The organism is Lichenihabitans sp. Uapishka_5 (genome assembly GCF_033947565.1).
Classification (GTDB): domain Bacteria; phylum Pseudomonadota; class Alphaproteobacteria; order Rhizobiales; family Beijerinckiaceae; genus Lichenihabitans.
Window position 1 is genome coordinate 87,524 of sequence record NZ_JARPVX010000007.1, and the last position, 12,048, is coordinate 99,571.

The following is a 12,048-nucleotide window of genomic DNA, read 5'->3' on the forward strand; positions in this document are numbered from 1 at the left end:
CGTGTTTGCCAGCCGGCCCGGCCTCCTGCGGCCGAACCCGCGCCGTCCTCAGCAGCCTCCCACCGCGTCGTCGATCCAGGCCAGGACGGACCCGATGCTGAGTTCCTGCGTGGTGTCGATGGCGAGGCATGGGCCCCGGCCGGTCGGTTCCGCCCGCGCCGCGAGCGCCACGAGCTCGGGCACGTATTCGAGGCCGGGATGGCCCGCCGAGCGGGTTTCGACCCGGGCCCCGTAGCGGGCGGCCAGCACGGCGCCGGGCGCGTGGCACCAGAGCTCGACCACGCGGCCGATGTTCGCCTCGGCCAGGTGGCGCTCGAGGACCTCCGGCGGCTGGAAGCCGAACCAGGCATCGATCACCACCGTCATCGGGTCCGGCCAATCGGCGATGGCGGCGAAGATGATCTCGTAGCTGGCCCGGCCGAGCCGTCGGTTGTGTTCGCGGTCGCCGACGCCGAAATGGCCGAACAAGGGCTGTTTGACCGTATCGAGGGTCATCAACGGCACGCCGCGGCCGCGCGAAACCGCACAGGCGACCGAACTCTTGCCGCTGGCCGGGACGCCGTTGACCAGGATGGCCGTCTTCATGGCTCCACCCTGGCCGGAACGAGGGCCCGGGCATGCGCGACCGCCGCGAGGGCCGAGCCGATGACGCCGGCATCGTCGCCGAGCTGGGCCGCAGCCACCCGGCATTGGTACCAGGGCGACATGGCCGGCGCATGGGCGAGGGCGGCCGCGGCGGCCTGACCGAGGCCGCCCCCGAGCAGCACGAGGTCGGGCGCGACGGCCGCCACCATGCTGTCGATGGCCGAACGGAGCGGCCCGGCCCAGCGTTGAAGGATCGTGAGGGCCGCGCCGTCGCCTTGTCGGGCCGCGTCCAGCAGGGTTTCGACGCGCGTTCCGGGCGGCAGTCCGGCTTCGGCGAGGTGACGGCCGAGGGCCGTGCCCGAACTGGTGGTTTCCACGCAGCCGCGCCGACCGCAGTTGCAGGGCTGGCCGCCGGGCTCCACCGTGATGTGACCCAGCTGGCCGGCGGTCCCGGCCCCATGGATGACGCATCCGTCGAGCGCCACCGCACCGCCGATGCCGGTTCCGATGGTGAACATCACGACGTTGCCGTAGCCCACGCCGGCCCCGAGGGCCATCTCGGCGACGAGCGCCATGCCGCAATCGTTGCCGACCGCCACGGGCTTACCAAAGCTGTCTTCCAGCCGGCGCACGAGATCATGGCCGCCGAGATCCACATAACCGCCGGACAGCACCAGCTGGCGATTGGCATCGATGCGCCCGGGAACGCCGATGCCGATCGCATCCACGGCCGTATCGTCCAGGTCCCGACACAGCGCCGTGATGCGGGCGATCACGGCTTCGGGGTCGCGGGTGATGGCTTCGGACCTGTGGTAGGACACGCGGCCGTCGATACCGACCCGCGCGGCCCGCAGGTTGGTGCCCCCGATATCCACGCCGATAGAGCAGCGCGTCATTGTTCGGGTCTCAGGCGGCATGCGGGCGCGCAGCGGCCCGGTGCTTTGCGACGATACCCTGGATCTGCCGCAGGCGCGGCACCGCGATGCGGGTCAGGCGGTCCTGGGTGACGGCGCGGTCGAGGGAGATGCAATCCTTCCAGAGCGCCCGCCCCGCGATGACGCCCGAAGCGCCGTTCGCCATGGCGGTATCGACCTGGCCGAGGAAGGTTTCGTGATCGACGCCCGCCGACAACACGGCCCAGGGCACCGACCCGCAAAGCTCCGTCACCTTGGCGCAGGCCGCAGCACTGCCCGGATAAGGCAGCTTCAGCACCTTGGACCCGAGCTCGAGGCAGATGCGGGTGCCGTCCTCGATGAGTGTGGGGAAGCGGGCCTGGTAGTCGTCCCGGCTTTCGCCCGGCAGCTCGTAGGTCAGGAACTCGACGACGAGCAGCATGTCCTCCTTGGCGAAATCCGCGATGCAACGGCGGAGGATGTCGATGTTGTCCTGGTTGGCTTTGGCGTGGTCGGCCCGAAGGTAGACCATGATCTTGCCGCCCGTGCCGCCGAGTTCGCGAACCCGGCGCGCATCGACGCCCGGCACCAGCTTGGAGAGGCGGTAGCCTTCGGGCGTCGTGTCGAAGCCGGACGCGTCGAGGCCGACCAGCAGGGCCGTGTCGCGGGCCAGGACGCCCCCGTCCACGATGCCCGGTACGGCGCAGATCGGGTCGAGCAGGATGCAGGAGGCCTGGCTGGCAAGATGGCGCGTGAGGTCCGCCTTGGTTTCCCCGAGCATGGTTTCGGTGATGGCGGCTTCCTCGCTCGGCTGGGCGGCCATGATCTTGCGCATGCCGCCGCGCTGGTCGGCGGCGATCACCATCATGGCGCCGTCGGGTCCGCAGATCTGCTGGTAACCCCGAAGTTCCGCAGTGGTCATGGTGGTCATCTGGACAAGCCTCGCTCGAGGTCCGCGCGGCATCGGCATCCGGTCAAGTCGCCGGTGTTCTCGCTGCGGGATTAGCCTACACTCACGTGTCACGCTGCCGATGCGATCGGCTTCCCATCCGGGCGCCGTCGCGGCATAACGATATGTAATATGTTTCTGAAAGGAATTGCAAGCTGCCTGTTTCCACGCCGGATGCCTCGACGCGTGCCCTGCTGCACACCGTGGCGAAGCTCCACTACGAAGCCGACCTGCCCCAGGTGGAGATCGCGCAGCGATTGAAGCTATCGACCGCGATGGTGTCGCGCCTGCTGCGTCGCGCCCGCACGGAGGGCATCGTGCGGATCGAGGTCCGCGACCTCGAAACGGCGGAGAACGTCAACGCGGATCTGGCGGAGCGCCTGGGCCTGCGGCGCGCCATCGTGGTCGATACGGGCGAGGCCGGCGGCACGGCCGCGCTGGCGGCGCCTGCCGGGGCGCTGCTCAAGGAGGCGGGCCTCGCGTCGGGGTCGGTGATGGCCATCGGGTGGGGCCGGGCGGTGCGCGAGGTGATCACGGCCGGCCTGCCGCGCATGCCGGGCGTCCTCACGGTGCCGGCGACGGGCGGCATGCAGCAGCCGGGGCCCCATTTCCAGATCGGGGAATTCGTCCGACTCGCAGCCGATCAAATGGGCGGCACGCCGCATTTCATCCACGTGCCCTACCTGCCGTCGCGCGATGCCCGCGAGGCGTTGCTGCGCGATGTCGCGACCTCCGAGAACCTCGCCCTGTGGGACCGGATCGACGCCGCCCTGGTGGGGATCGGTGTGCCGCATCACGGCGTGGTCGACCACGGGCGGCTGCAGGTCACGCGCGACGAGCAGGAGCTCGTGCAGGCGGCCGGCGACGTGATCCGGCATTATTTCGACGACGCCGGCACCCTGATCCCCTGGGAAGGCGCGAAGCGGCTCGTCGCCGTGTCGCCCGGCCAGCTGCGCCGCATCCCGCTCGTGGTCGGCGTCGCGGCCTCACCCCACAAGGCGAAGGCGATCCGCGGCGCCGCGCGGGCCGGCATGATCAACGCCTTGGTGACCGACCTCGTCACCGCGCGCACCATCCTCGATCTGCCGGAATAGGATCGCGCCGGACGCGGTCGTCGCTTCGAAGCCCAAGCCGGATGCGACCCCGGGTCGAGACCTGTCCTCGACCTAAAGGGGTTCGCGCATGGCCGTCGTGTCCGTCGCGACCGCGGTGGTGTTACGCCCCTGGCGCTTGGCGCTGTAGAGCGCGACATCGACGCGCCGAAGCAGGTCGGACGCCTGGGTTGCGCCCTCGCATAAGGTCGTCATGACGCCGACGCTCGCCGTCACATGGTTGGCGATCGGTGAACTGTTGTGAACGATTCCGAGAGCTTCGATGGCGTGACGGTACCGTTCCGCGACCGCAAAAGCTGCCGGGCCGCCCGTACCCGGCAGGATGCAGACGAACTCCTCGCCGCCATAGCGGGCGATGGTGCCTTGCGCGTCGAGCGCGACCGACCGGAGGCTGTCGGCGACCCGACCCAGCACGTCGTCGCCGGCAACATGCCCGTAGGTGTCGTTGAAGGGCTTGAAGGCATCGACATCGATGAGAATGAGAGACAAGGATTCCCGCGACGCGACGTGCCGCGCGATCTCGTCCGCCAACGCGAGGTCGAAATGGCGTCGGTTGGCCAGTCCGGTCAAGGCGTCCGTGACGCTGAGCTGGTAGATCCTATCGTGCAGATCCCGCAGATCGGCCTCGATCCGACGGCGCTCGCTGATGTCGCGCACGATCGAACAATTGAAGCGATGGTCCTCGTATTCGACGAGGTTGACCGTGACCTCGATCGGGATGTCCCTCCCCGACTTGGAGCGGTTCACCGTCTCGATCTTGAACGTCTTCCGTTCCAGGATCTCGACCCAATGGCGGCGCCAGCGCGCCTCGTCGAAGGCCGGATCGATGTCCCAAACACGCAGGCGGCACAGTTCCTCCGCCGTATAGCCAAGCAAGTGCGTCGCGGCGGGATTGACGAAGACATACCGCGCGTCCTCGTCGAGCCATATGATGGGATCGGCGAGCTTATCGATGGTCACCTGATTCAGCATGAGGCGATCGGCGTCGCCTAACAATCGCCGGCCGTGTTTCGAAGCAATGGCCACTTCACCGTCCCGCCCGAAGTCGGGGCGACGCTAGCGAAAATCCATGAACACAAGACTACCCGGGTCGCATCGACAGGACGCGGTCGATCGGATCGAGCGCTGATCGAGACCAGGGCGAAGCCGAAAGGGACCGCCGCCATCCATCCGTGCGGCAGGCCGGGTTGCGGATGCAGAGCGGAGCACCCGGGAAAGGGGGATCGCGACGCCGTTGCATGACGATTGCTGTGCTGGCCCTGAGCAGCGCGCCCCTGCCCTCGACCACAACCATCTGCCCCGGTGTCGCGCTTTGCCGCCCGTGGCGCTCTCGCCGCCCGCGTTCAGCGCGCCTTGGCACCGTCGAGGAACAACCGGACGGCGGCCCGGATGCGGAGGTCGATCTGGGCCGGGGCGGTCTCGATGCCCAGCATTGCGAGCCGGGTCTGGCGGCCGATGACGAGGCTCAGGAACAGGTCGGCCGCGAGGTCGCAATCTGCGATGGCGAGTTGGCCGTCGGCGACGAATTGCGACAAGACCACCGACAGGGCCGAGATGCTGCGCTGCCATCCTTCCTGGTGGGCCAGGCGGGCCAAGTCGGGAAAGCGTGGCGCCTGGGCGATCAGGATGCGGCTGATCGCCAGCGCTTCCGGCGCCATCGCGCTCGCCATCATGGCGCGGGCGATGGACAGCAGGACGTCGTCGACGTCGCCGGAGGCGGGCGAGGTGGCCGCAAGGCTCAGGGGCGCCAGCCACAGGTCGATCTTGCGCTGGAACACGGCAGCGAACAGCGCGGGCTTGTCGCGGTAGCGGGCGTAAAGGGTCGCCTTGCCGACGCTGGCGGCTTCGGCCACCGCATCGATCGTGGTGGCGTCGAACCCCTTGTCCATGAAGGTGCGGGCCGCGATCTCGACCAGGCGTTCGTCACGCCGTCGCGCTTCCTCCTGCGAAGGGCGCCCGCCCGTGTGGCGCTTCGGCTTTTCGGTCGTCATGGACTTCGGCCCACCCGCGTCCCGTGCGGCGGACCCGGCATCGGCACGTGGCGCATCCAACACTTCGGTCATGGTTCGCGTCCCACAGCAAGCTTGCAATCCCCTACGACGCGGATTATCAGAACACAACCGTTCTGTTCAGTGAAGAGCCCGCCATGGACAGCCTCGCTGCCGACCCTCGCCCCGCCGAAGCCATCGACACTCCCTCGACGGGGAACGACGCCGCCCTTTTGAGCGAAACGAGTGCGCGTCGCACCTCGCCCGAACCCGACCCGACGCCGCTCCCCGCGGGGCCGAACGGCGCCACGTCGTCGCAACAAGCCGCGTCGCCGCAGCCGGCCGGCAAGCCGCCGGCGAAGCGCAAGGGCAAGCTGATCCTCGGTGCGATCCTGCTGGCGGGCCTGGCCGGGGGCGGGCATTACGGCTGGCAATGGTGGAGCGTCGGCCGCTTCCAGCAAACCACCGACAATGCCTTTCTCCAGGCCGACAAGGTCACGGTCGCGCCCAAGGTGGCGGGCTTCGTGGCGACCGTGTCGGTGGGCGACAACCAGGCCGTGAAGGCCGGCGACATCCTGGCCAGCATCGACGACCGCGATTTCAGGATCGCCATCGACGAGGCGCAGGCGGATCTCGACAAGGCTCAGGCGCAGCTCGAAGGCTACAAGGCCGCCGTGATCCAGCAGGTCGCGCAGATCGGGTCGTCGCGGGCCGACGTCAACAATGCGGAAGCCGCCCTGACCTTCGCGAGCCAGGAAGCGAAACGTTACGGCGATCTTCTCGTCTCGGGAGCCGGCACCTCGCAGCGGGCCCAGCAAACCCAATCCGACCTCGCGCAACGGACCGCGACCCTCGCCAAGGCCCGCGCCACGCTCGATGCGGCCGAAAAGCAGGTCACCACCTTTGAGGCGCTCGCCAAGAGCGCCAACGCGGCCATCGCCGGCGCGCGCGCCAAGCTGGCCCAGGCCGACCTCAACCTCAGCTACACCACGATCCGCTCTCCCATCGACGGGGTCGTCGGCGACCGCTCGTTGCGGGCCGGCCAGCTGGTGCAGGCCGGCACGGGGCTGATGACGGTCGTTCCGATGGGACGCGACATCTACCTCGTGGCCAACTTCAAGGAAACGCAGCTCGCCGCGATGACGGCGGGTCAGCCCGTCGACTTCACCGTGGACGCCTTCGGCGACCATGTCTTCCACGGACGGGTCGACAGCTTTTCGCCCGGCACCGGCGCGCAATTCGCGCTGCTGCCGCCCGAGAACGCGACCGGCAATTTCACCAAGGTGGTGCAGCGGGTCCCCGTCCGCATCGCGCTGAACGACGACCCGCTGGTGGCGCGCCTGCGCCCGGGCCTGTCGGTGGAAGCCACCGTGGAAACCCGCGACGGCACGCCCGCGCCCGGTCGCGGCACCCGCCTCGGCATGGCCGACGCGCCCTGACACGCCGGGCCGGCCGCGAGCCGGCCCGCTCTTCCCCGCCCGCGACTTCGCCCGCGTCCCGGCCGAAGCCGTGCCTTGCCGCCCGTTGAGGCTTTGGCCGACCCATGCCCGCACCCGAGAAAGCTTCCCTGCGCGATTGGCTCGCGGTTGCGGCCGCCATCCTCGGCGCCTTCACGGCCATCCTCGACATCCAGATCACCAATGCTTCGCTGAACAACATCGAGGGCGCGCTCGGGGCCTCGAGCGACGAGGGCAGCTGGGTGTCGACTGCCTATCTGATGGCGGAGATCATCGTGATTCCCCTGACGGGCTGGCTAGGCGCGGTGTTCGGCCTGCGGCGTTACCTGTCGGTCAACACGGCCTTGTTCATCGGCTTCTCGGTCGCCTGCGCGTCCGCCACCAGCCTGCACCAGATGATCGTGTTCCGCGCCGGCCAGGGGTTCACCGGCGGCGTGCTGATCCCCACCGCGATCACCATCGTGCGCACCAAGCTGCCGCGCGCCCAGCAGCCCGTCGGCATCGTGTTGTTCGGGCTCACGGCGACCTTTGCGCCCGCCATCGGACCGACCATCGGGGGATGGCTGACCGACAACTTTTCCTGGCACTACATCTTCTACCTGAACCTCGTTCCGGGGCCGCTCGCCTTCGGCCTTCAGCTGTTCAGCCTCGACCGGCAGCGGGCTCACACCGAGGAACTGGTGAAGGGCGACTGGCTCGGCATCGGGCTGATGGCCGTCGGGCTGCCGGCCCTCACTTTCGTGCTGGAGGAAGGGCAGCGGAAGGAATGGTTCGAGTCGCCGCTCATCATCGAGGCGATGCTTCTCGCGGTCGTCGGCATCGTCGGTTTCGTGGTGCGGCAACTCATGGCCGCCCGGCCGTTCATCAACCTGCGCGTGCTCGGCAACCGCTCGGTGGGCGGCAGCTGCGTGCTGATGACCGTCATCGGTGCCGTGTCGTTCGGGTCGATCTACGTCATCCCGGTCTATTGCGCCCAGATCCAGGGCTATAATGCCGAGCAGATCGGCTATGTGGTGATGTGGAGCGGGTTGCCGCAGCTCGTCATGTTTCCCATCATGCCGCTGCTCATGCGGCGGTTCGACCCGCGCCTGCTGGTCGTCGCCGGAACCGTGTTGTTCGTGGTGAGCTGCTTCATCAACGTGAACCTGACCCATGACGTCGGCATGGACCAGCTGATCCTGCCGCAGCTGCTGCGCGCCGCCGGGCAGCCCTTGTTCACCATCCCGCTTTCGCAGATGTCGACCGCGGGCCTCCCGCCCCGCGACACTGCCGATGCCTCGGCCTTGTCGTCGATGATGCGCAACCTCGGCGGCTCGATCGGCATCGCCATGCTGTCGACCATGATCGACCGGCGCGAGCATTTCCACTTTTCGGTGCTGGCCGAAGCCATGACCCAGAACGCCACGCTGACCCAGTCGCGCTTGTCGGCCCTGGTGGCCGGGATGCACGCCCATGTGCTCGACCTGACGGCGGCCCGGGGTGCGGCGCTGGGAACGCTGGCCGCGCAGGTTCGCCGCGAAGCCTATGTGATGGCCTATGCCGATGCCTTCTGGATCATCGGCGTCGGCCTCATCATCAGCCTGGCCTTTGTCGCGCTGTTGAAGAAGCCGGCGCAAGCCGCCGCCCCCGTCGAGGCCCACTGAAACGCGAGCCGGTCCGACCGGCCATCGCGCAGTCCGGTCGACCCGAAACGTGGCGGCTCGCAGGGCCGGACAAGGCCGAAACCCTCGCGGTTTCGCATTGGGCCACGGCGCGCTCATGGCGGTGGTCGGACGAGGGGAAAGCGCAAAGCCGCGTCGGGTGACACCCTTGTGACGGCATGGTAATTCGGCCCATGCCTGCCAAGCACACTTCGCACGGGGTTCAAACGGAGCCACGCCTTCGCCTTGTCGGCGGCACGGTGTCGGCAGGCCGGCACGCGAGGGGCCGCGACGGCGCCCGGGTGAGCCTCACTGGCGCGATCGGGCGTGGGGCGGCTGAGCATTGGCCATGTCCGGCCGCCTCGCTCATCACGAGCCCGTCGGGTCGCTGACATGCACGCCACCGCCGAGTCCCGCCTCCAACGCTACGAGGCGATCTTCGAGAGCGCGGTCGACTTCGCCATCCTGGCGACCGACCGCGCCGGCCTGATCACGGACTGGAATACGGGCGCCGAAATGATGTTCGGCTGGTCGGCCGCCGAAATGATCGGCGGCCCGGCCGATCGCTTCTTCGTCCCGGAAGATCGCGCCGACGGTTGTGTTGCGCGTGAAATGTCCCGCACCCTCGAGACCGGTCGCGGCAGCGACGAGCGCTGGCACCTGCGGCGGGACGGGTCGCGCTTCTGGGCCAATGGCGAGATGATGCCGTTGCGGGACCCGGACGGCCGCCACAGCGGGTTCCTGAAGATTGTGCGGGACGAGACGGCGCGTCGGCAGGACGCGGAGCGGCGGCAAACCCAGCAGGATTTCATCAACAACGTCCTCGCGGCATCGGACGATTGCATCAAGGTGCTCGATCTCGAGGCCAAGCTCGTCTTCATGAGCGAGGGCGGTCGGCGGGTGATGGAGGTCGAGGACTTCGAGGCGATCCGAAGCTGCCCCTGGCCGGACTTCTGGCAAGGCGACCTCCACACCAAGGCCGAAGCCGCCGTGGTGGCCGCCAAGGCGGGGCGGACCAGTCACTTCCAAGGGGTGACCAGCACCTTCAAGGGCACGTCCAAATGGTGGGACGTGCGCGTCACCCCCATCCTCGACCGCCATGGCGCGCCGGAGACGCTCCTGGCGATCTCGCGGGACATCACGGCGGAAAAGCAGGCCGCCACCAAGCTCTCGGCTTTGCTCGACCTTGGGGATCGGCTGCGGGACGGCGCCAGCAGGCCCGACATGGCCTTTGCGGCCGCCGAGATCCTGGGGCGGACGCTGGGGGTGGAGCGGGCCGGCTATGCCTCGGTCGACCTCGCGGGCGAGATCGTCACCGTCGAGCGCGACTGGACGGCGCCGGGCCTGGCGTCGCTGGCCGGCCCGCACCGCTTCCGGGACTACGGCAGCTATGTCGAGGATCTCAGGAAGGGCCACACCGTGGTTCTGGCCGATGCGCTTTCGGATGCGCGCACGGCCGACCGGAGCGAGGCCCTCGAGGCGATCTCGGCCCGCACCCTCGTCAACGTGCCCACGATGGAGAACGGCGGCCTCGCGGCCATCTGCTTCGTGGCCCAGTCGACGCCCCGCCGCTGGACCGAACAGGACATCGGCTTCGTGCGCGAGGTGGTCGACCGGACCCATGCGGCCATCCAGCGGCGGCGGGCCGAGGATGCCTTGCGGCAGCTCGCGGCGTCGCTCGAGGCCGAAGTGGCGCTGCGGACCGCCGACCGAAACCGCATATGGCAGTTGTCGACCGACATCATGCTGGTTTGCGGCTTCGACGGCGTTATCACGGCCGTCAACCCGGCCTGGGATGCCATGCTGGGCTGGAGCGAGCGCGACCTGCTGGGCCGTAGCCTGTTCGACCTCATCCACCCCGACGACCTTCAGCATACCCTCGCCGGCGCCCAGGGCCTTGCGGATGGCCAATCGCTGGCGCAATTCGAGAACCGCTACCGCCACAAGGACGGCAGCTACCGCACGATCAGCTGGATGGCGGTTCCGGGCGGCGGCGCCATCAACGCGGTCGGCCGCGACATGACCGAGGAGGCCCTGCGGGCGGAAGCGCTGCGCCACGCCGAGGACCAGCTGCGCCAGTCGCAGAAGATGGAGGCCGTGGGGCAGTTGACGGGCGGCGTGGCCCACGACTTCAACAACCTGCTGACGGTGATCCGGTCTTCCGTCGACCTGTTGAGGCGCCCGAGCCTCAGCGAGGAGCGCCGCCACCGTTATATCGAGGCCATCGCCGACACCACGACGCGGGCCGCCAAGCTGACGTCGCAGCTGCTGGCCTTCTCGCGGCGGCAGACCTTGAAGCCCATCGTCTTCGATGCCGCCGCCAGCATCCGCGCGCTCGGCGACATGGTCGTGACCTTGACGGGATCGCGCATCCGCATCGGCATCTCGGTCCCGGACGAGGTCTGCCTAGTCAATGCCGACCCGAGCCAGTTCGACACCGCGCTGGTGAACCTCGCCGTGAATGCCCGCGATGCCATGCAGGGCGAGGGCGACCTGTCGATCACGGTGGCCCTCGTCGACCGTGTTCCGCCACTCCGCGCTCACCCGGCGCGGGTCGGCGCCTTTGTGAGGGTGGCGGTGTCGGATACGGGGTCGGGCATCCACAAGCAGGATCTCGACAAGATCTTCGAGCCCTTCTTTACCACCAAGGGGGTCGGCAAGGGCACGGGGCTCGGCCTCAGCCAAGTGTTCGGCTTCGTCAAGCAGTCGGGCGGCGAGGTCGACGTCGCCAGCCAACCGGGCCAAGGTGCGACCTTCACCCTTTACCTGCCGCGAACCCTCGACGCGGTCGCGGCGGCGGAGCCCGAAGCCGACCGGGCCCTGGTGGACGGGCATGGCACCGGCGTGCTGGTGGTGGAGGACAATGCCGGCGTCGGCGCCTTCGCGGTGCAGACGCTTGGCGAACTCGGGTTCCGCCCGACCTTGGCGGTCGACGCCGCCGTGGCGCTGACGCTGCTCGATCAGGATGCCGGCCGTTTCGACGTCGTGTTTTCCGACGTGGTGATGCCGGGCATGAACGGGATCGACCTCGCGCAGGAGATCTGCCGCCGTCATCCCGGCCTGCCGGTGGTGCTGACGAGTGGCTACAGCCAGATCCTGGCCCAGGATGGAACCCATGGGTTCGCGCTCCTGCAAAAACCCTATTCCCTCGATGAATTGTCGCGCGCCCTGCAAAAGGCCGTGCGGTGGCGCCGGCTGGTCGAAGCCCGCACCGTCTAGCGACGGCGCCCCGCTGAACCATGGGGCCGACCGTCGCCGTTTGAAACGGGCGAAGGCGGCCGGCGCCGCGGAACGACGGGTGTCAAACGCCGTTGACGCTTCAGGTCGGTCTTGTCCCGGCGGCCCGCACGGCGGCCTTTTCCTGTTGCCGACGTGGCTTCGGTCGCGGGCTTCCCATCCGCCTGTCTGGTTCCAACGCGGTGAA

9 protein-coding genes are annotated in these 12,048 nt (G+C 68.7%); 4 read left to right on the forward strand and 5 right to left on the reverse strand.

The genetic code is table 11. The annotated features are described in order from the left end of the window. Positions 1–48: 48 nt before the first annotated feature. Genes P7D22_RS05125 through P7D22_RS05135 form a run of 3 tightly spaced genes read right to left on the reverse strand, consistent with a single transcriptional unit; the run spans position 49 to position 2,409 of the window. A complete protein-coding gene (locus P7D22_RS05125; protein WP_319933134.1) occupies positions 49–585 on the reverse strand; it encodes an AAA family ATPase in 537 nt (178 codons plus the stop codon). After that, positions 582–1,481 (reverse strand): ROK family protein, encoded by a 900-nt coding sequence (locus P7D22_RS05130; protein ID WP_319933135.1) that lies wholly within the window; start codon positions 1,479–1,481, stop codon positions 582–584. Before P7D22_RS05130 ends, P7D22_RS05125 begins: the two co-directional genes overlap by 4 nt. Before the next feature lie 10 nt (positions 1,482–1,491). Next, positions 1,492–2,409: a tagatose-bisphosphate aldolase gene (locus P7D22_RS05135; protein ID WP_319933136.1), complete on the reverse strand. Its 918-nt coding sequence runs from the start codon at positions 2,407–2,409 to the stop codon at positions 1,492–1,494. 209 nt (positions 2,410–2,618) lie between these two features. On the opposite strand from P7D22_RS05135, the gene P7D22_RS05140 reads away from it, so the two are divergent. Next, the gene (locus P7D22_RS05140) at positions 2,619–3,521 is read left to right on the forward strand and encodes a sugar-binding transcriptional regulator (RefSeq protein ID WP_319933169.1); all 903 of its coding nucleotides are present in this window, start codon (positions 2,619–2,621) and stop codon (positions 3,519–3,521) included. A gap of 72 nt (positions 3,522–3,593) precedes the next feature. On the opposite strand, the gene P7D22_RS05145 is transcribed toward P7D22_RS05140, so the two are convergent. Beyond that, positions 3,594–4,511 (reverse strand): GGDEF domain-containing protein, encoded by a 918-nt coding sequence (locus tag P7D22_RS05145; RefSeq protein ID WP_319933137.1) that lies wholly within the window; start codon positions 4,509–4,511, stop codon positions 3,594–3,596. Between the two features lie 371 nt (positions 4,512–4,882). Continuing rightward, positions 4,883–5,602 (reverse strand): TetR/AcrR family transcriptional regulator, encoded by a 720-nt coding sequence (locus tag P7D22_RS05150; protein WP_319933138.1) that lies wholly within the window; start codon positions 5,600–5,602, stop codon positions 4,883–4,885. Positions 5,603–5,685: 83 nt separating this feature from the next. Here P7D22_RS05150 and P7D22_RS05155 point away from each other — a divergent pair, with 83 nt between their 5' ends. From P7D22_RS05155 to P7D22_RS05165, 3 genes are all read left to right on the forward strand, one after another. Continuing rightward, complete coding sequence (locus P7D22_RS05155; protein ID WP_319933139.1) at positions 5,686–6,966, forward strand: HlyD family secretion protein; 1,281 nt, start codon at positions 5,686–5,688, stop codon at positions 6,964–6,966. A 104-nt stretch (positions 6,967–7,070) separates the two neighbouring features. Continuing rightward, complete coding sequence (locus P7D22_RS05160; protein ID WP_319933140.1) at positions 7,071–8,627, forward strand: DHA2 family efflux MFS transporter permease subunit; 1,557 nt, start codon at positions 7,071–7,073, stop codon at positions 8,625–8,627. Positions 8,628–9,017: 390 nt separating this feature from the next. Beyond that, positions 9,018–11,843 carry a PAS domain S-box protein gene (locus P7D22_RS05165; protein ID WP_319933141.1) on the forward strand — a complete coding sequence of 942 codons (2,826 nt, stop codon included), beginning with the start codon at positions 9,018–9,020 and terminating at the stop codon, positions 11,841–11,843. The last annotated feature ends 205 nt before the right edge of the window (positions 11,844–12,048 follow it).

Coding starts and splice junctions, on each gene's coding strand:
- P7D22_RS05125 (WP_319933134.1), bottom strand. CDS start 585: ATGAAGACGGCCATCCTGGTCAACGGCGTCCCGGCCAGCGGCAAGAGT.
- P7D22_RS05130 (WP_319933135.1), bottom strand. CDS start 1,481: ATGACGCGCTGCTCTATCGGCGTGGATATCGGGGGCACCAACCTGCGG.
- P7D22_RS05135 (WP_319933136.1), bottom strand. CDS start 2,409: ATGACCACCATGACCACTGCGGAACTTCGGGGTTACCAGCAGATCTGC.
- P7D22_RS05145 (WP_319933137.1), bottom strand. CDS start 4,511: ATGCTGAATCAGGTGACCATCGATAAGCTCGCCGATCCCATCATATGG.
- P7D22_RS05150 (WP_319933138.1), bottom strand. CDS start 5,602: ATGACCGAAGTGTTGGATGCGCCACGTGCCGATGCCGGGTCCGCCGCA.
- P7D22_RS05155 (WP_319933139.1), top strand. CDS start 5,686: ATGGACAGCCTCGCTGCCGACCCTCGCCCCGCCGAAGCCATCGACACT.
- P7D22_RS05160 (WP_319933140.1), top strand. CDS start 7,071: ATGCCCGCACCCGAGAAAGCTTCCCTGCGCGATTGGCTCGCGGTTGCG.
- P7D22_RS05165 (WP_319933141.1), top strand. CDS start 9,018: ATGCACGCCACCGCCGAGTCCCGCCTCCAACGCTACGAGGCGATCTTC.